Source organism: Verrucosispora sp. WMMD573, assembly GCF_027497175.1.
Classification (GTDB): domain Bacteria; phylum Actinomycetota; class Actinomycetes; order Mycobacteriales; family Micromonosporaceae; genus Micromonospora.
Map to the genome: position 1 here is coordinate 308,874 of NZ_CP114901.1, position 19,489 is coordinate 328,362.

Genomic DNA, 19,489 nt, shown 5'->3' on the forward strand with positions numbered 1-19,489 from the left:
ATCATGAAGCGTCGCCGTGCACGTGCATAAGCGGGTGCAGCGGCACACCGACAGGAGGTCGCGGGTGGGCTGGCTCGGCCGGGTCGAAGACCAGGTTGACGCCCTGACGAAGGCGCGGGCGTTGCAGGAGGTGAGCCGTTCCACCGAGGCGTACGGACTCCTGGAGGGGGTGCTGCGTGCCACCCGAGACCCGAACGCCCGAGCCGACGCGCTCGTGCAGCGGCTCTCGGCTCTGATCAATCTCGGGCGCACCGCTGAGTACACCCGCGCCATCGAGGAGGCGTCCGCGGCGGTACGCGATCTCGCCGAGCCCTATCTGCACGGGCACCTCAACGCCCTGGCCGCGTTGGCCGCCCACCATCAGGGCGCCCTGGACCGCTGCGTGACGCACCTGGTCAAGGCCGCTCGGGCGCTCGGGGCGGTGGAGGATCCAGACCGGGACACCGCCTGGGGTTGGCACGACCTGGCGATGGCCTACTCGTACCTCAGCTTCCACGGTTACGCCCTGGGCGCGATCGAACGCGCCCGTCAACTCGGCACCGCAGCCGGCATCCCGGAGGAGACGTTCGCCGCGCCGGGCATCCGACTGCGCAACGCGGTAGCCCTCGACCACACCGGTGACAGTGACGGCTGTCTGCGCGTACTGCGGGATGTCGGCGGCGACCTGGGTCGGTTCGTGACCGCCGGACGTGCCGACCGGCTGCGTCCCAGCAGCCTGGCCGCCTACGGCTACGCCGCCGCCCGCCGATGCGCCCTCGGCGACGACCTCGACCTTGCCCCGGGCCTGGACCCGGCCCGGCTGCTCGGCTACGGCGCGGACAGTGCCCGGGCCCGCGACATGCGCCAGCTCGGCCAGGTCTGCCTCGCCATCGCCAGCGGGCGGCCGATCGAGGCGGTCACCCGGCTGGACACGGTCCAGGTGTCCGTCGAGACGCTCGGCGCAGCCGAGCCGGCCCGACTGCGCAGCATGGCACTGGGACGGGCCGGCGACCACGCCGCCGCGCACCGGGCCGACCGGCTGGCTTTCCGACTCGCCGCGCAGCGCCACGACCGGCTCCGCGACGTCTACATCGACGGCATCGCCGCCCGGATCGACCATGAGGAGATGCGCCGGGAGGCGGCGCGGTTCGAGGGAGAGGCGCTGACCGACCCGCTCACCGGGCTACCCAACCGTCGCCGGCTGGAACGCTACATCGCGGCCGTGGTGGCCCGGGGCGAACGGGTGGTGATCGGCGTCTGCGACCTGGACGGGTTCAAGGCGGTCAACACGCGGCACGGGCACCACTCGGGGGATCTGGTCCTGCAACGTGTCGCCGGAGTCATCAACCGGGTGATGCGTCGGGGCGACTTCGTCGCCCGCTACGGCGGCGACGAGTTCGTGGTGGTGCTGCCGGAAGCGGGGATGACCGAGGCGGCCGAGGTGGCCCGGCGGATCGACGCCGCCGTGCGCACCGAGGACTGGGAGTCACTGGTGCCGGGCACCCCGGTCGGCGTCAGCATCGGCTTCGCCGAGGTGGGCGCGGGCGGCCCCGGGCAGCGGGACGCGCTCGGCGCGGCCTTCGAGGCTGCCGACCGGGAGATGCTGCGGGCCAAGGCCCGGCCGCGTAGCGCCTGAGGCTCAGCGGCGGGTCAGTTCCGGGTCGCCCGCCAGGCGTGCGGCCCGGTCCGCCTCGCTGAGCGCGTCGAGCACGCCGTCCAGCTCCCCCGCGAGCACCAGGTCGAGGTTGTACGCGGTGAAGCCGATCCGGTGGTCGGTGATCCGGTTCTGCGGGAAGTTGTACGTCCGGATCCGCTCCGAGCGGTCCACCGTACGCACCTGGGCCTTGCGGGCGTCCGACGCGGCGGCGTCGGCCTGCTCCTGCGCGGCGGCCAGCAGCCGGGCGCGCAGGATCCGCATCGCCTGCTCCCGGTTCTGCAACTGGGACTTCTCGTTCTGGCAGGAGACCACGATGCCGGTGGGCAGGTGGGTGATCCGCACCGCCGAGTCGGTGGTGTTCACCGACTGACCGCCGGGACCGGACGAGCGGAACACGTCGATGCGCAACTCGTTCGGGTCGATGGTGACGTCCACCTCCTCGGCCTCCGGCAGCACCAGCACGCCGGCCGCGCTGGTGTGGATGCGCCCCTGAGACTCGGTGACCGGGACCCGCTGCACCCGGTGCACACCGCCCTCCCACTTCAACCGGGACCAGACTCCGTTGCCGCCCTCGGGCACACCCTTCGTCTTGATCGCCAGCGAGACGTCCTTCACCCCGCCGAGGTCGGAGTCCTGCGCGTCGATCACCTCGGTGATCCAGCCGCGCCGCTCCGCGTACCGGGTGTACATGCGCAGCAGGTCACCGGCGAACAGCGCGGACTCCTCGCCGCCCTCGCCCGCCTTGATCTCCACGATGACGTCCTTGGCGTCGTGCGGGTCGCGCGGGATGAGCAGTTCGGCGAGGCGATCCTCCAGCACCGGCAGCGTCGCCGCGATCGTCTCGGCCTCGGCCGCGAAGGAGGCGTCCTCGGCGGCCAGTTCCCGCGCGGCGGCAAGATCCGCGCGGACCTGCTCCAGCTCGGCGGCGGCCTTGTGCAGCGGCACCAGCTCGGCGTAACGACGGCCGACCCGACGGGCGGTGCCCTGGTCGGCGTGGATCGCGGGGTCGGCCAGCCGCTTCTCCAACTCGGCGTACTCGTCGAGGAGGGCGGTGAGGCGTTCACTGCTCATGCTGGGGATCGCTCCTTGCAGACTGTCGGAAACCCCGCGCGGTGCCCCGCCGGTCGCTTCGCGGCGGCGGGAAACCGGGACACAGACGACCGACGCCCGCGCCCGGCGATGAACCGGACGCGGGCGTCAGACGAGGAGCTACTTGGCCTTCTTGCCCTGGACCTTGGCGTACTTCTGCTGGAACTTCGCGACCCGACCAGCGGTGTCCAGCACGCGCTGCTTGCCCGTGTAGAACGGGTGGCAGGCGCTGCACGTCTCGACGTGGATCGAGCCGCCCTTGGCGGTGCTGCGGGTGGTGAAGGTGTTACCGCAGGAGCAGCTGACCTCGGTGGTCACGTACTCCGGGTGGATGTTGGGCTTCATGTCGCCTCGGTCCTCTCGTCTGTGGTCGCCGGGTCGCCCCTGGCCTGCCGCTGCCTGCCGATGGGGGCGTGAACCGGAACCGGTGGCCGATTGACCAGTCTGCCATGGGCATCGGTGGGCCCTTGAATCGGGCCGCACCCGTCGGTCGCCGGTAGCAACATCGGGCCAGCCGTACGCATTCCCACCGCTCACGGGAAGCATTCCTCTGCCGTCCCGCCGCCGCGCTCCGGCCGATCCCGGGTACGCGAAGGGGCGTGGCCGGCCGGCCACGCCCCTTCGTCGATCGTCGTCGGCGGACGTTACTCCCCCGGCGTCGACTTGGCGATCTGCATCAGGAACTCGATGTTGGTACGGGACTGCTTCAGCCGGTCCAGCAGGAGGTCCAGCGCCGCCTGCGAGTCCAGCGAGTGCAGCACCTTGCGAAGCTTGTGCACGATGGCCAGCTCCTCCGGCGCGAGCAGGATCTCCTCCTTACGCGTGCCGGACGGGTGGATGTCGATGGCCGGGAAGGTCCGCTTGTCAGCGATCTTCCGGTCCAGCTTCAGCTCCGCGTTACCGGTGCCCTTGAACTCCTCGAAGATGACCGTGTCCGCCATCGAGCCGGTCTCCACCAGGGCGGTGGCGAGGATGGTCAACGAGCCGCCGTTCTCGATGTTGCGCGCCGCGCCGAGGAACCGCTTCGGCGGGTACAACGCGGTGGAGTCGATACCGCCCGACATGATCCGGCCGCTGGCCGGCGCCGCCAGGTTGTACGACCGGCCGAGCCGGGTCACCGAGTCGAGCAGCACGACCACGTCGTGACCCAGCTCGACCAGGCGCTTGGCCCGCTCGATCGCCAGCTCGGCGACGGTGGTGTGGTCCTGCGGCGGGCGGTCGAACGTGGCCGCGATGACCTCGCCCTTGACCGACCGCTGCATGTCGGTGACCTCTTCGGGCCGCTCGTCCACCAGCACCACCATCAGGTGGCACTCCGGGTTGTTGTGCGTGATGGCGTTGGCGATCGCCTGCAGCACCATGGTCTTACCGGCCTTCGGCGGCGAGACGATCAGCGCCCGCTGCCCCTTGCCGATCGGCATGACCAGGTCGATGACCCGGGTGGTGAGGATGTGCGGCTCGGTCTCCAGCCGCAGCCGCTCCTGCGGGTACAGCGGAGTGAGCTTGTAGAACTCCGGCCGGCGCTTGGCCTCGTCGGGCTCCATCCCGTTGATGGTGTCCAGCCGGACGAGCGGGTTGTACTTGTCGCGCCGCTGCTCGCCGTCGCGCGCCGCCCGGACTGCGCCGGTGATCGCGTCACCGCGTCGCAGGCCGTACTTCTTGATCTGGGACATCGACACGTAGACGTCGTTGGGGCCGGCCAGGTAGCCGGTGGTCCGGACGAAGGCGTAGTTGTCGAGCACATCCACGATGCCGGCCACCGGCACGAGCACGTCGTCCTCGCCGACCTGGGGCTCACGGCCACCGTCGCCGCCGGAATCGTTGCGGTCACCGCGGCCCCGGCGACGGTCCCGGAAGCGGCTGCGCCGGCTGCGCCGACCGCCGCTCTCGCCGTCGTCGTCACCGTCGTTGTCCCGCTCGGCGCGCTGTCCACGGTCGCCCCGCTCGCCACGGTCACCCCGGTCGGCACGCTCGCCCCGGTCGGCACGATCACCCCGGTCGGCACGGTCACCCCGGTCGGCACGCTCGCCGCGCTCGGCCCGGTCGGCACGCTCGCCGCGCTCGGCCCGGTCGGCACGCTCGCCCCGGTCGGCACGCTCACCGCGCTCGGCACGATCACCCCGCTCGGCACGCTCACCGCGCTCGGCGCGGTCACCCCGCTCGGCGCGATCACCGCGCTCGGCACGTTCCGCACGGTCGGCGCCACGGTCACGGCCGGACCGGCCCTCGGACCGCTCGCCCTCGGCGGCAGCCTCCTCGGCACGCGGCTCCGCCACGGCGGTCCGGCTACGCCGGGTACGGCCACGTCCTTCGCTCTCGACGCTGGCGGCAGGCTGTTCGGGCCCACGGCGCTCGGCCTCCGGCCGCTCACCCGTGTCCCGTACCTCCGCGTGCACCTCCTCGCGGACCGGTGCGGCGGCCGCCGCGACCTCGGCCCGTGGTCGAGGGGCTCCGGCAGCGCCGCCCTGCCGCTCGGTGATCGCGCTGATCAGCTCGCCCTTACGCATGCGAGCCGTCCCCGAGATGCCGAGCGACGCGGCCAGGCTCTGCAGCTCCGGCAGCAGCATCGCCGACAGGCCCGTGCCGCTGCGCCGACGGCGGGCGGGGGCAGCGGTGGTGGCATCGCCAGCGACGTTGGAAACATCCGACGTCACGTCGGTGGTGTCGCTCAATGGATTCCTTCCCTCGATTAGGCCGGGACTGCCCGGAATCGACAACAGGTGGCCGGGCGGCCTCGGTACACCCGCCTCGCATGACGCTTCGCGGGAGTCTGCAACACAGCAGCCGGTCGGTCTCCCGACCCACCAGATGGAGCGGTGAGCGGGGTTTCGCCGTCTGCGGCGACCAGTGAAGACTGCGGTGCGGCGTGGGCCTAGGCAGGGGTGACGGGCTACCGCCGAAAGCTTCGGGGGTGCGCCGACCCGCAGGGAGATCGCATGCTTCGCGGCTGTGCTAAGTCTAGAGCGTAATCAACTCTTGCGACCTGCGGCAACAGGGTCCCGCTCCGCGTGTCCGAGTCTACCCCGCTCGACCTGCGCGCCGCATACATCTACCGGCAACCGCAGCAGCTGCCAATCTGTTCCCGCGTCGAATCCTACCGGCAGCTCAGACAGGGCGAGCACGGTGGGGCCGGCCCCGCTGACCACGGCCGCCACACCGGCCGCACGCAACTCGTTGACCAGCGCACTCGTGCCCGGCATCGATGGCGCCCGCCAGTCCTGGTGCAACCGGTCGGCGGTCGCCGGCAGCAGCAGTGCCGGCTGCGCGGTCAGCGCGTGCACCAGCAGCGCCGCGCGGCCGGCGTTGAACGCGGCGTCGCCGTGCGGCACCGTGGCCGGCAGCGCCGCGCGGGCCGAGGCGGTCAGCCCGCGCTCGGCCGGCACCAGCACCGTGGGGCGTACGCCGTCGGCCACCGGCAGCGACACCGCCCGCGCGCCGGTCGGCTCCGTCCAGGCCAGGGTGAAGCCACCGAGCACGCAGGGCGCGACATTGTCCGGATGCCCCTCGATCTCGGCGGCCAGCCGCAGCACCGCGTCGTCGTCGAGGCGACTCTCACCCTCCGTCACCAGCGCCCGGGCCAGCAGCACCCCGGCGACGATCGCCGCCGACGACGAGCCGAGCCCGCGCGCCTGCGGGATGCGGTTGACGCACTCCACTGCCAGCCCGGGCGGTTGCCCGCCAAGGGCGTCGAAGGCCACCCGCATGGCGCGTACCACCAGGTGCCCGTCGTCGATCGGCAGATCGCCGGCGCCCTCGCCGGTCACCGTCACCGTCACGCCCCCGGCCGTCACCTCGGCGGCCACGTCGTCGTGAAGCGCGAGGGCCAGCCCCAGCGCGTCGAAACCCGGCCCCAGGTTCGCACTGGTGGCGGGGACCCGGACCCGGACCGGTTCGGCGACGAATGTGATCGACACGCCGCCCATGCTAGTGGGGTGGCCAGAGACTTCACCGGGCCGGACCTGCTACCTGTTCTCCGCGACGGCGGGCGGCGACGTGGCGAGCGACAGACGCCGGGTCGCGATCCGCCAGCCAACCGCGTAGACCAGGGTCACCAGGCCGCAGCCGGCCAGTACGACACGCTCGTCGACGACGTCCACGACCACGGCCACCACCAGTTGACTGACGGAGATCGCCAGGGTCGCCAGCATCATGTCGGTGGCGAAGACCCGACCCCGTAGCCGGTCCGGCACCTCGCCCTGCAGGGCGAAGTTCGACATCACCCAGTTGCTGCCACCGGCGAAGTGGGCCACGAACACCAGGACCAGCACCACTGGGAACCAGGCCACCACCGAGGTGCCGAGGTAGGCCAGACCGTACGCCGACATGGACAGTGCCAGGCCGGGCAGCAGCCAGGCGCGGTTGGTCAGCACCCGACGCATCATGATCGGGCCGACCAACGCGCCGGCGCCCCGGACGGCGAACAGCAGGCCGGCCCCGAGCGCACCGACCCCGTACACCCCGGCGAGCAGCGGAAAGACGGTAAGCACGCCGTTGCCGAGACCCACCGCCGACTTGACCGTCACCAGCGCCAGCACCCGGGGACGGTGCCCGATGTAGACCAGCGCCTCGCGGATCGCCGCCCAGGTCTGCGGTGGCCTCGCGCCCCGCTCGCGGGGCGCCTGCAACGGGCGGCGGATGAGCGTGGCCAGGCTCGCGGCGATCACCAACCCGACGGCACCGACCCAGAAGCACGCGTACGGTCCAGCTGCCGCGCTCAGTACCCCACCGAGCGAGGCGCCGACGACGGTCATCGTGCCCCACGCCGAACCGGCCACCGCGTTACCGGCGGCCAGTTCATCCGGATCGAGCACGTTCGGCAGCGCCGCCTGGGCCGCCGGTGAGTAGAACGCCTTGGCCACCGCGACCACGCCGATGCCGAGCAGCGCCAGCCAGGCCGTGCCGGCATCGCGTACCCCGAGCAGCAGCAGGACACCGACCAGCGCGGCGACGTTCGAGACGATCATTATTTTGCGTCGGTCGAACCGGTCGGCGATGGTGCCGGTGTACGGCAGCAGCAGCGCCACGATGCCGGTGTCCACGGCGAGCACCAGAGCGCCCCACACGCCACTGCCGGTCAACTTCGGCAGCAGCACCAGCAACGGCACCATGACGAACCAGTCGGCACCGAAGACCACCAACTCGGCCAGGAAGAGGTTGCGAAAATTCCGGTTGCGGGTGAGGACCGAGAGGGTGGACGCCACGGAGCGGACCATACCCGGCCACCGTCGATGGTTGCGTCGCAGCGCGGACAGCGTCCCGGAGGGCCCGAGGACCCTCCGGGACGGCTGTTCACTCGTTCGGCGGGAACGGTGAGTTGCGGCTCTTCGGCAGCCGGAGCACCTCGAACTGGTCGGTGCTCTCGATCAGCGCGCCGGAGGGCGCCGCCGGCACCGGCCGGCGCACCAACCGGCGTCCGGTCGGTGTCCGGCTCGGCGCCGTCGGCCTCACCGTCACCCGGTTCACCGACCGGGTCACCGTGCCGGCGACGTCGCCACGCCCGGACCGACACCTTGGTGTCCTCCACCATGGCGTAGAGCGTCGGCACCAGTATCAGCGTGAGCAGGGTGGAGGTGAGCAGGCCGCCGATCACCACGATCGCCAACGGCCGCGAGATGAAGCCACCCTCCCCGGTGAGCCCGAAGGCCATCGGCGTCAACGCGAAGATGGTGGCGATCGCGGTCATCAGGATCGGCCGCAGGCGATGCCGGCCGCCCTCGACCACCGCCTCCCGCACATCCATCCCCTGGGCCCGGTACTGGTTCACCAGGTCGAGCAGCACGATGGCGTTGGTCACCACGATGCCGACCAGCATGAGCACGCCGATCAGCGCCGGCACGCTCAGCGCGGTGCCGCTGACCAGCAGCAGGGCGACCGCGCCGGTGGCCGCGAACGGGATGGAGACCAGCAGGATCAGCGCCTGCACCACGCTACGGAACGTCGCCATCATGATCAGGAAGACGATCGCGATCGCGGCCAGCACGGCCAGACCGAGATCGGCGAAGGTCTCCCGCTGCTCGGCGCTGACCCCGCCCAGGGAGAACGTCGCCCCCGGCACGTCGATCGCGTCGAGGCGGCTCTGCAGCTCGGTGCTGATCGCGCCCAGGTCGGAGCCGGTGACCGTGCCGGTCACCGAGACGCTGCGCTCACCGTCGATCCGCCGTACCTGCTGCGGGCCGGTGGTCTCCGTGACATCGGCGAGGTCGTCCAGCTTGACCGGGCCCACCGGCAGGGCCCGCAGCTCCGCCACGGTCGCCGGCGGTACCGCCGACAGGCGCAGCACCACGTCCCGGGCGGCGCCGTCCACGGTCACCTGCCCCAGCGGCGTACCCCGGAAAGCCTGCGACACCAGCTGACCGACGGCGGCCTCGGTGAGCCCGGCCCGGCTGGCCGCCACCCGGTCGACGGTCACGTCGACCCGGGGCACCCGCTCGGCCAGGGTGGTCGAGACGTCCTCGACCCCACCGATGCCGGTCAGGGCCGTCTCGGCCTCCTTCGCGGCGGTGGCCAACACCTCGGGATCGGCGGCCCGGACGATGACCGCCAGCTCGTTGGCGGACGCCCCGCCCTGCCCCGCCGGGAAGGTGATCTCTCCGGCCTCGGCACCGAGCGCCGCGAACCGGTCCCGCAGCACGCCACGCATCGCCTTGGCATCGGTCTCCCCGCCGAGACGCAGGGCGTAGTTGGCCACGTTGTTCCCGGCGCTGCCGGCCCACGGTGTGTCGCCGCCACCGGCGGTGACCTGGTACGACTCGATGCCCGAGGTGTCCGCCAGCACCGCCTCGACCCGCCGGGCCGCCGCGTCGGTGCCGGCCAGCCCGGTGCCCACCGGCAGCTCCTGCCGGACATTCAGCGTGTCCTGACCGGAGTCGTCGAGGAAGTTCGTCTCCAACTGTCGGGCCAGCCCGAAGGTGCCGAACAGCACCAGCAGCCCCGCCGCCAGGGTCGCCCAACGATAGGCCCGCCGCCCGGTGGCGAACCGGATGACCGGCAGGTACGCCCGCTGCAACGGGCTGCGCAGCTCGCGCTCCTCCGCCGCCCGACGGACCGCCGCCCCGTCGACCGCGCCGCTGACCGGCTTCAGGAACCAGTACGCGAGCACCGGGATCACCGTCAGCGACACCAGCAGCGAGGCGAGCAGGGCCACGGTGACCGTGATCGCGAAGGGCGCGAAGAGCTGGCCGACGAAACCACCGACCAGGGCGATGGGTGCGAAGACGGCGACCGTGGTCAACGTCGACGCGGTGACGGCGCCGGCCACCTCGCGTACGGCCGTGAGGATCGCCTGCCGCTTCGACCCGCCGTACGTCAGGTGCCGCTTGATGTTCTCCAGCACGACGATCGAGTCGTCCACCACCCGGCCGACCGCTACCGTCAACGCGCCGAGGGTGAGCAGGTTGAGCGAGTAGTCACCGATCCACAGGGCGATCAGCGCGACCACCACCGACAGTGGGATGGAGACCGCGGTGACCACGGTGGAGCGCACCGACAACAGGAACACCAGGATGACCACCACGGCCATGATCAGACCCAGCAGGCCCTCGGTGCTCAGCGTCTTGATGGACTTCTCCACGAATGGCGCCTGGTCGAGCACGACGGTCAGCTCGGCGCCGGTGGCGGAGCGCAGGTCATCGAGCCGGTCGGCGACCGCGTGCGAGATCTCCACGGCGTTGCCGTCCGGGTCGGCGGTGACCGCGATGCCGAGACTCTCCCGGCCGTTGGTGCGGGTGATGGCGGTGGCCGGGGCGAGTTGCTCCTCGACCGTGGCGACGTCGCCGAGTCGGACCGGACCGGCCTTCTTGACCGGCGGCGCGACGATCACGTCGCGCAGCTCGTCCAGGGTGGTAAGCGGTGCGCCCACCTGGACCGGCAGGGTGCGATCGCCGTCCAGCACCGCGCCGGCCGGCACCGCCACGCCGTTGGCCCGCAACGCGGTGCCGATCGCGGTCAGCTGCACCTCCGCCTTCGCCAACTTCGCCGGATCCGGTGTGATCACCACTAGTTCGTCCCGGACACCGGTCAGCTCGACACCGCGTACGCCGTCGATCGCGGCCAGTTCCGGCACCACGGTGTCCCGCAACTTGCCAGCGAGGATCCGCTCGTCGTCGTCGCCGGACGCGGCCAGCACCACCGCTGGCAGATCGTCGGTGCTGCCGGCGATCACCTGCGGGTCGACGCCCTCCGGCAGGCTGGTCCGGTTGATCGCGGTCTGCATCCTGCTGACCATGTCGTCGAGCTCGGTGCCGAACTCGTACTGCACCTGGATGGTGGTCAGGCCCTCGCGGGAGGTCGAGATGACCGAGTCGAGACCGGAGATGCCGCGCAGACTGTTCTCGATCGGCTCGGCGACCTCGGACTCGACGACCTCCGGTCCGGCGCCCGGGTACTGGGCCACGATGAAGGCGGCGGGAAACTCCAGCGACGGTAGGAGTTGCTGCTTCAGTGATGGCACGGCGTACGCACCGAACGCCGTGGTCACCACCGCGATGAGGGCTACCAGCCCTCGGTTGGCGAGGCTGAATCTGGCGAGCAGCGACATCGCGTGGCTCACTCCTGAGGAAGACGGTCGAGGGGTACGAGCAGTGTGCCCGACCCGGTCGGCCCCCGGGTCTCCGGGGCGGCCGTGGTCCCGGCGGTACCGATCCGCAGCGACGCCACCAGATCGCGGTACAGCTCATCGGTGCCCAGCAGGCTCGCGTGGTCACCGACGGCGCGGATCCGGCCACGGTCCATCACGACGATCTGATCGGCGTCGAGCACGGTGGACAGCCGATGGGCGATGGTCACCACCGCACCCTTCGCGGCACGCTGTCGTACGCACCGGGCGACGGCCGCCTCGGTCAACCCGTCGACCTGGGAGGTGGCCTCGTCGAGCAGCAGCACGTCCGGGGTCCGCAGCACTGCCCGCGCCAACGCGATGCGCTGCCGCTCGCCGCCCGAGACGGTGGTCGCACTCAGCGGCGTGTCCAGCCCGCGGTCTAGTGAGCCGACCTTGTCGTGCAGGTCAACGGCGCGTAGCGCGGCCCAGAGCTCCTCGTCGACGGCGTCCGGGTGGGTGAAGCGCAGGTTGTCACCGATGGTGCCCGGCACGACCGGCGCCTCCTGCTCGACGTAGGCCAGCCGGCCACGGATCTCGGCGGGGGTGTGCTCCGGGTAGGGACGGCCGTAGAGCAGCAACCGGCCCCGCTCCGGTTCGAGGAAGCGCAGCAGCAGGGAGAACAGGGTGGTTTTGCCGGCACCGGAGGGCCCGACGATCGCGGTGTGGCCACGACGGGGAATGGCCAGGTCGATGCCGCGTACGGCGGGTACCGCCCCCGGGGCGTACCGTGCGGTGACGCCCTGGAAGGTCAGCACGACGTCGCCGGATTCCGATCCGCCGGGTCCGAGCGGCCCGGCGGGCGCCGGTACCGGCTGGCCGGCCGGCCGGGAACCGGGCTCGACCGCGATGGCCTCGATCTCCCGCAGGCGGCCGGCGGCTGCCATGCCGGCCTGCATGGCCGTCATGTTCTGGGTCAACTCGCTGATCGGCCCCATCAACTGGAAGGCGTAGAGCAGAAAAGCGATCAAGGTGGACACCTCGATCAGGCCACGCTCGGCCCGCGCCGCCCCGAATCCGAGGATGACGATCACGGCGAGCTGAATGCCCGTCCAGGAGATGGTCCAGACGGTCGCAGCTCGGCGGGCGGCTCGGATGCCGTGCCGTGCCGAGTCCTCGGCGTGTCTGGTGATCACACCTGCCTGTCGCTGCTCGGCGCGGCTGGCCTTGACCGTACGAATGGCGCGCAGCGAGCCCTCCAGGGCCCCGCCGAGCCGTCCCACCGCCTCCTGCGCCGCCTCCTGGGCCCGCCCGATCGACGGCAGCAGCAGACCCATCAGCACTGCGACGACCACGACCGCGACCATCGTGGTGGCCAGCAGCACCACATCGAGCGTGCCCATCAGCACGAGCGTCCCGATCAGCGCCACCGCACCGTTGATCAGGCCGACGAGGCTGCCGGACGCCTGGTGTAGCAAACCCGGGTCGGAGGTCGCCCGGGTGACCAGCTCGCCGCCCGGCCGGCGGGTCAGTTGATCGATCCGGGCGGCGAAGTAGCGGCGGATCACCCCGGACCGGGCGTCGAGCACCACCCGCTCGGCGACGCCGCCCATCAGCATCCACTGCCAGAGCGAGATGCCGGCGCCGACGATGACGAGGGCGAACAGCACGGTCACCGGCCGGGACAGCGAGCCACCGGCACCGAGGGTGTCCAGTACCCACTTGGTCACCAGCGGGGTGGCCAGCCCGGCGGCGTTGGCCAACAGGCCGAGCAGCAGTCCGAGCAGCATGGCCGGCCAGTGCGGCCGTAAATAGGCGAGCAGCAGGTAGGTCCGGCCCCGGCGGGCGGCCGGCTGGGGGTCACTCGGTTCAGCAACGGCGATCTCAGTCACTCCGTTATGGAACACTTATGTTCCGTTCCGGGCAAGCGAAATTCTGAAACTGCACATTGGTACCCTCTGTCCGTGGTGACCACCGAGGAGACCGGCAGTCGGGCGCGGACCCGGCAGGCGATCCTGCAGGCCGCGATCGAGGTGCTGAGCCGCAATCCGGCGGCCAGCCTGGGCGAGATCGCCACCGCCGCGCAGGTCGGCCGGACCACCCTGCACCGATACTTCGCCGAGCGGTCGGACCTGCTGGCCGGCGTGGTCGAGGAGGGTGCCGCCCGGCTCAACCGGGCGACCGCCCGCGCCCGGCTGGCAGAGGGCACCGGCGCGGAGGCCCTGCACCGGCTCTGCGCCGAGTACTTCGACCTGGGCGACCTGCTCTCACTGGTATTCGCCGAGCCGCAACTGGTCACCGACCCCACCTGGGCCACCGGTGTCTGCGACGATGACTTCCACGCTCTGGTGGCCAGGGGGCACGCCGACGGCAGCATCGATCCGGCGCTGCCCGCCACCTGGTTGCAGTCCGTACTCTGGGCACAGCTCTACGCGGGCTGGAGCTACCTGGCCGAACACGACGTGTCCCGCCACGAGGTACTCGGCCTGGTCACCCGGACCGTCGCCGGCGCCGTCACCCCCCACCCCTAACTCCCCACCCCCACCCCACCCCCACCCCCACCCCCTCCCCTTGCGGCGATCATGCAGTTGTGGCTCCCGGAACGCCCACCTTTATCCACCCTTGTCGGGTGCCACAACTGCATGATCGGCGGGGGGTGGGGGGGTGGGGGGTGGGTGGGGGCTTCAGGCGAGGTCGAGCGAGCGGGCGGCGACGAGTGGGTCGTTGGCGATGGTGACGGGAGCGGGAGCGGTGGAGATGGCCCATTCCGGGTCCTTCAGACCGTGCCCGGTGACCGTGCAGACCACGGTGCCCCCGGCTGGCACCCGGCCGGCGGCGGCCTGCTGGAGCAGACCGGCGACGCTGGCCGCGCTGCCCAGTTCCACGAAGACACCGACCTCCCGGGCCAGCAGTCGGTACGCCGCCAGAATCTCCCGATCGGTGACCGCCGCGATCAGGCCGCCGGAGGCGTCCCGCGCGTCCAGGGCCTTCGTCCAACTCGCGGGGTTGCCGATCCGGATGGCCGTGGCGATGGTGGACGGCTCGGCCACCACCTGCCCGGTCACGATCGGCGCCGCACCGGCCGCCTGGAAGCCGTACATCTTCGGTCGCCGACTGGCGTGGCCGGCGTCATGGTCCTCCGTGTAACCCATCCAGTACGCGGAGATGTTGCCGGCGTTACCCACCGGCAGGCAGTGGATGTCGGGCGCGTCGCCGAGCGCCTCGACGATCTCGAAGGCGGCCGTCTTCTGACCGTGCAGCCGGTCGATGTTGACCGAGTTGACCAGGGCCACCGGATAGTCCTGGGCGAGCTTGGCCGCCAGTGCCAGACAGTCGTCGAAGTTGCCGTTGACCTGGAGCAGCTTGGCGCCGTGCACGAGCGCCTGAGCCAGCTTGCCCAGCGCGATCTTGCCCTGTGGCACCAGGACGGCGCAGGTCATCCCGGCACGGGCCGCGTACGCGGCGGCGGAGGCGCTGGTGTTGCCGGTGGAGGCGCAGATGATGGCCTTGTTACCGGCCTCGACCGCCTTGGAGACGGCCATCGTCATGCCCCGGTCCTTGAAGGAGCCGGTGGGGTTCGCGCCCTCCACCTTGAGGTACACGTCGCAGCCGAGCCGGGCGGAGAGGACCGGCGCCGGCAACAGCGGCGTGTTCCCCTCGTGCAGGGTGACCACCGGCGTCGCGTCGGTGACCGGCAGCCGGTTCCGGTAGGCGTCGATCAGGCCGCGCCACATCTCGCTCTCCTCGCCTCTGCGATTGATCCGGCCGCTCACAGCCCGCCCTCGACCCGCAGCACGCTCGCCACCGACCGGACGATGTCCAGGCCCCGCAGTTCCCGGACGGTCGCCGCGAGCGCCGCGTCCGGCGCGACATGGGTCACGATGACCAGGACGGCGTCACCGGCCGCACCGGCGGCACCGGCGGCCGGTCCCTGACGGACGGTGGCGATCGAGACGTCGTGCCGGGCGAAGACCCCGGCCACCGACTCCAGTACACCGGGCCGGTCGGCCACGTCGAGGCTGATGTGGTAGCGGGTGAGCGCCTCCCCCATCGGCCGTACCGGCAGGTCGGCGTAGGCGGACTCGCTGGCCGCGCGGACCCCGGCGAGCCGGTTGCGGGCCACCGCCACCACGTCGCCGAGCACCGCGCTGGCGGTCGGTGCCCCACCGGCACCCCGTCCGTAGAACATCAACTGCCCGGCCGCCTCCGCCTCCACGAAGACCGCGTTGAACGCGTCGCCCACGCTGGCCAGCGGATGGGTCACCGGGATCATCGCCGGGTGCACCCGGACGCTGACCGCCTCCCGGCCCTGCCCGTCGGCACCACGCGCGGCGATACAGAGCAGCTTGATCGTGCAGCCCATCGCCTTGGCGCTGGCCACATCCGCGGCGGTGACCTCGGTGATGCCCTCGCGGTGCACGTCGGCGGCGGCAACCCGGCTGTGGAAGGCGAGCGAGGCGAGGATCGCCGCCTTGGCGGCGGCGTCGAAGCCCTCCACGTCGGCGGTCGGATCGGCCTCGGCGTAGCCCAGCTCGGTCGCCTCTTCCAGCGCCTCGGCGAACCCGGCGCCGGTGGCGTGCATCGCGGAGAGGATGAAGTTGGTGGTGCCGTTGACGATGCCGGTGACCCGGGTGATGCGGTCGCCGTGCAACGACTCCCGCAGCGGGCGCAGCAGCGGGATGGCACCGGCCACGGACGCCTCGTAGTAGAGGTCGCCGCCCCCCTCGGCCGCCGCGTCGTGCAGGGTGCCGCCGTCCTCCGCGAGCAGCGCCTTGTTGGCGGTGACCACGCTCTTGCCGGCCCGCAACGCCTCCACCAGCCAGCCGCGCGCCGGCTCGATGCCGCCGACCACCTCGACCACCACGTCGACGTCGTCCCGCTTGATCAGCCCGAGCGCGTCGGTGGTGAACAGGGCCGGGTCCACCGGCAGGTCGCCACGGTCGCGTCCGATCCGGCGTACCGCGATGCCGGCGATCTCCAGCGGAGCACCGACGCGGGCGGCGAGGTCCGCCGACTGCTCGTGCAACAGCCGGATCACCTCGGCACCGACGGTGCCGCAGCCGAGCAGGGCGAGGCGTACAGGTGACGTCATCCCACATCCAAAGCGAGCAGGTCCTCTTCGGTCTCCGGTCGAACGATCAGCCGGGCCCGGCCGTTGCGAACCGCGACCACGCCGGGGCGGGTTACGTGGTTGTAGTTGCTGGCCATGCTGCGGCAGTACGCGCCCGTGCCGGGCACCGCGACAAGATCTCCGGGCTGCACGTCGGCGGGCAGGAATTCATCCTTCACCACGATGTCCCCGGACTCACAGTGCTTTCCCACCACGCGGGCGAGCATCGGCCCGGCGGGGCTGGCCCGGGAGGCCAGGCTCGCCGAGTACGACGCGTCGTACAGGGCGGTCCGGATGTTGTCGCTCATCCCGCCGTCGACGCTGACGTACGTCCGGATGCCATCGACATCCTTGACCGTACCAACCTCGTAGAGGGTGAACACGGCCGGCCCGACGATCGCCCGGCCCGGCTCGATGGACAGCTGCGGAGTGAGCAGCCGCTCCGCCGCGCACTCCGAGTCCACGATCTTGCGCAGCCGCTTGGCCAGGTCGTGCGGGGCCGCGGGATCGTCCTGCGAGGTGTAGGCGATACCGAACCCACCACCGAGGTCCAGTTCGGGCAGTTCGACGCCGCGGGCGTCGCGGATCTGCGCCTGAAGGGCCAGCACCCGCCGGGCGGAGACCTCGAAACCGCTGGTGTCGAAGATCTGCGAGCCGATGTGCGAGTGCAGGCCGCGCAGCTCCAGCACCCCCTCGTCGAGCACGCGCAGCGCCGCGGTCAGGGCCGCCCCACCCGCGAGGGAGAAGCCGAACTTCTGGTCCTCATGGGCGGTGGCGATGAACTCGTGGGTGTGCGCCTCCACCCCGACGGTGACCCGGATCAGCACCCGGGGCCGTAGGCCGCGTTCCCGAGCCAGCGCGGTGAGCCGCTCGATCTCGTGGAACGAGTCGACGATGATCCGGCCCACCCCGACGTCGAGGGCCCGGCTCAGCTCGGCCACCGACTTGTTGTTGCCGTGGAAGCCGATCCGCTCCGGCGGCATCCCGCCGGCCAGCGCCACGGCCAACTCCCCGCCGCTGCACACGTCGAGGAACATGCCCTCCTCGGCGATCATCCGGACCACGGCACGGCAGAGGAATGCCTTGCCGGCGTAGTAGATGTCCTCGTCCGGGAAGGCGGCCTGGAAGTCCCGGCAGCGCGAGCGGAGGTCGTCCTCGTCGAGCACGTACACCGGGGTGCCGAACTCGGCGGCGATGTCGCGTACGCCCAGACCCGCGACGGCGAGCGCGCCGTCGGCGCCGCGCGCCACGTTGCGCGGCCACAGGTGCGGCACCAGGGCATTGACATCGTCCGGAGTACGTAGCCAGGCCGGCCCCCGGTTGCCGATGTCGCCGTGCAGCGCGCCCGCCTCGTGCGCCCTCATCAGTGCCTCCCTGGCTTCGTGACCGCGGGGCTCGCCAGCTCACTCCTCGCGCTCATGGCTACATCCGCTCCGGCGCCGAGACGCCGAGCAGGCGCAGCCCGTTGGCGATGACCACCCGGGTCGCGTCGTTGAGCCAGAGCCGGGCCCGGTGCAGGTCGGCGACGGCCTCGTCGCCGCGGGGCAGGATCCGGCAGTTGTCGTAGAACCGGTGGTACGCCCCGGCCAGGTCCTCCAGGAAGCGGGCCACCCGGTGCGGCTCCCGCAACTCGGCGGCGGCGGCCACCACGGCCGGGAACTCGGCCAGCGCCTTGAGCAGTTCGTTCTCCTTCTCGTGGTCGAGCAGCTCGGGCCGGAACGACGCCGCGTCGCCCCGGGTGAGGCCGACCTCGGCGGCGTTGCGGCCGACGCTGGCCGTACGGGCGGCCACGTACTGCACGTAGTAGACGGGGTTGTCCCGGGTGGCCCGGGTCCACAGCTCGATGTCGATGTCGATCGGCGAGTCGCTGGAATACCGGGCCAACGCGTAGCGGGAGGCGTCCACCCCGATCGCGTCGACCAGGTCCTCCAGGGTCACCACGGTGCCGGCCCGCTTGCTCATCCGTACCGGCGCGCCGTCGCGAACCAGGTTCACCAACTGGCCGATCAGGATCTCCAGCGACTGCTCGGGGTCGTCGCCGAAGCAGGCGGCCATCGCCTTCATCCGGCCGACGTAGCCGTGGTGGTCCGCGCCGAGCATGATCACGACGCGGTCGAAGCCACGTTCCCGCTTGTCGAGGTAGTAGGCGCAGTCGGCGGCGAAGTACGTCCACTCACCGTTCGACTTGCGCAGTACCCGGTCCTTGTCGTCACCGAAGTCGGTGGTGCGCAACCAGGTGGCGCCGTCGGATTCGAAAAGGTGGCCCTGCTCGCGCAGCCGGGTCAGGGCGTGCTCCAGCTCGCCGCGATCGTGCAGGTCCTTCTCGTTGAAGTAGGTGTCGAACTCGACCCCGAAGTCCCGCAACGAGGACTTGATCTCCGTGAACATCAACGCGACGCCCTCTACCCGGAAGACCTCCTGGGCGGCGGCGTCGTCCAGGGTCAGCACGTCGGGCCGCCGGGCGGTGACCTGCTCGGCGATCTCCGCGAGGTACGCCCCGCCGTAGCCGTCCTCCGGCGCCGGCTCGTTGCGGGCGGCGGCGAGCAGCGAGCGGGCGAAGCGGTCGATCTGGGAGCCGGCGTCGTTGAAGTAGTACTCGGTGCCGACCTCGGCGCCGGTGGCCCGCAGCAGCCGGCTCAAGGCGTCGCCGACCGCCGCCCAGCGAACGCCGCCGATGTGTACGGGACCGGTCGGGTTGGCCGAGACGAACTCCAGGTTGATCTTCGAGCCGGCGAGCCGGTCGCTTCGGCCGTACTCCTCGCCCGCCTCGACGATCGAGCGGGCGAGCTGTCCCGCGGCGGCGGCGTCGAGCCGGATGTTGAGGAAGCCCGGGCCGGCGATCTCGACCGATTTGATCCCCGACGTACTGGCCAACTCGGCGGCCAGCGCGGCGGCCAGTTCCCGGGGCGGCAGCCCGACCTTCTTGCTCAACTGAAGCGCCAAGGTGGCAGCGTAGTCGCCGTGGTCGGGGTTGCGCGGCCGCTCGACCGTGGTGTGCTCCGGCAGCGCGGAGCGGTCCAGCTCTCGGTCGGCGAAAACGGCGTGAGCGGCGGCGAGGACGGCCTCGGCGAGGTCTGCAGGAGTCACCAATCCATGTTATCGGGGGTAGACTCGGCCCCCG

The 19,489-nt window shown here is 71.5% G+C and carries 12 protein-coding genes and 1 pseudogene; 2 read left to right on the plus strand and 11 right to left on the minus strand.

Annotated elements, in window-relative coordinates; all coding sequences use genetic code 11:
* Positions 1 to 64 precede the first annotated feature (64 nt).
* Positions 65 to 1,615, plus strand: a complete 1,551-nt coding sequence (locus tag O7601_RS01470; protein ID WP_281564512.1) for a GGDEF domain-containing protein — start codon at positions 65 to 67, stop codon at positions 1,613 to 1,615.
* A 3-nt stretch (positions 1,616 to 1,618) separates the two neighbouring features.
* On the opposite strand, the gene prfA is transcribed toward O7601_RS01470, so the two are convergent.
* The 7 genes and pseudogenes from prfA to O7601_RS01505 all read right to left on the minus strand — a co-directional run bounded on the left by prfA (position 1,619) and on the right by O7601_RS01505 (position 13,150).
* Positions 1,619 to 2,707 carry a peptide chain release factor 1 gene (gene prfA / locus O7601_RS01475; protein ID WP_281564513.1) on the minus strand — a complete coding sequence of 363 codons (1,089 nt, stop codon included), beginning with the start codon at positions 2,705 to 2,707 and terminating at the stop codon, positions 1,619 to 1,621.
* Positions 2,708 to 2,845: 138 nt separating this feature from the next.
* A complete protein-coding gene (gene rpmE / locus O7601_RS01480) occupies positions 2,846 to 3,070 on the minus strand; it encodes a 50S ribosomal protein L31 (RefSeq protein WP_093405395.1) in 225 nt (74 codons plus the stop codon).
* Positions 3,071 to 3,369: 299 nt separating this feature from the next.
* On the minus strand, positions 3,370 to 5,397 hold the full coding sequence (gene rho, locus O7601_RS01485; RefSeq protein ID WP_281564514.1) for a transcription termination factor Rho: 2,028 nt from the start codon (positions 5,395 to 5,397) through the stop codon (positions 3,370 to 3,372).
* 297 nt (positions 5,398 to 5,694) lie between these two features.
* Positions 5,695 to 6,639: a homoserine kinase gene (thrB, locus tag O7601_RS01490; protein ID WP_281564515.1), complete on the minus strand. Its 945-nt coding sequence runs from the start codon at positions 6,637 to 6,639 to the stop codon at positions 5,695 to 5,697.
* 48 nt (positions 6,640 to 6,687) lie between these two features.
* Positions 6,688 to 7,926, minus strand: coding sequence for an MFS transporter (locus tag O7601_RS01495; RefSeq protein ID WP_281564516.1), 1,239 nt, complete (start codon positions 7,924 to 7,926; stop codon positions 6,688 to 6,690).
* Between the two features lie 88 nt (positions 7,927 to 8,014).
* Positions 8,015 to 11,261 (minus strand): annotated as a pseudogene (locus tag O7601_RS01500) (efflux RND transporter permease subunit).
* 8 nt (positions 11,262 to 11,269) lie between these two features.
* Positions 11,270 to 13,150: an ABC transporter ATP-binding protein gene (locus tag O7601_RS01505; RefSeq protein WP_281564517.1), complete on the minus strand. Its 1,881-nt coding sequence runs from the start codon at positions 13,148 to 13,150 to the stop codon at positions 11,270 to 11,272.
* A 72-nt stretch (positions 13,151 to 13,222) separates the two neighbouring features.
* Here O7601_RS01505 and O7601_RS01510 point away from each other — a divergent pair, with 72 nt between their 5' ends.
* Positions 13,223 to 13,789: a TetR/AcrR family transcriptional regulator gene (locus O7601_RS01510; protein ID WP_281564518.1), complete on the plus strand. Its 567-nt coding sequence runs from the start codon at positions 13,223 to 13,225 to the stop codon at positions 13,787 to 13,789.
* A gap of 153 nt (positions 13,790 to 13,942) precedes the next feature.
* Here the strand turns inward: O7601_RS01510 and thrC are convergent, their stop codons facing one another.
* From thrC to argS, 4 genes are read right to left on the minus strand one after another with little or no spacing between them, the layout of a single operon-like run.
* Positions 13,943 to 14,992 (minus strand): threonine synthase, encoded by a 1,050-nt coding sequence (gene thrC / locus O7601_RS01515; RefSeq protein ID WP_281564519.1) that lies wholly within the window; start codon positions 14,990 to 14,992, stop codon positions 13,943 to 13,945.
* Between the two features lie 35 nt (positions 14,993 to 15,027).
* The gene (locus O7601_RS01520; protein WP_281564520.1) at positions 15,028 to 16,350 is read right to left on the minus strand and encodes a homoserine dehydrogenase; all 1,323 of its coding nucleotides are present in this window, start codon (positions 16,348 to 16,350) and stop codon (positions 15,028 to 15,030) included.
* The gene (gene lysA / locus O7601_RS01525; protein WP_281564521.1) at positions 16,347 to 17,732 is read right to left on the minus strand and encodes a diaminopimelate decarboxylase; all 1,386 of its coding nucleotides are present in this window, start codon (positions 17,730 to 17,732) and stop codon (positions 16,347 to 16,349) included. The genes O7601_RS01520 and lysA overlap by 4 nt, the downstream gene beginning before the upstream one ends.
* Before the next feature lie 58 nt (positions 17,733 to 17,790).
* On the minus strand, positions 17,791 to 19,455 hold the full coding sequence (argS, locus tag O7601_RS01530; protein ID WP_281564522.1) for an arginine--tRNA ligase: 1,665 nt from the start codon (positions 19,453 to 19,455) through the stop codon (positions 17,791 to 17,793).
* Positions 19,456 to 19,489 lie beyond the last annotated feature (34 nt).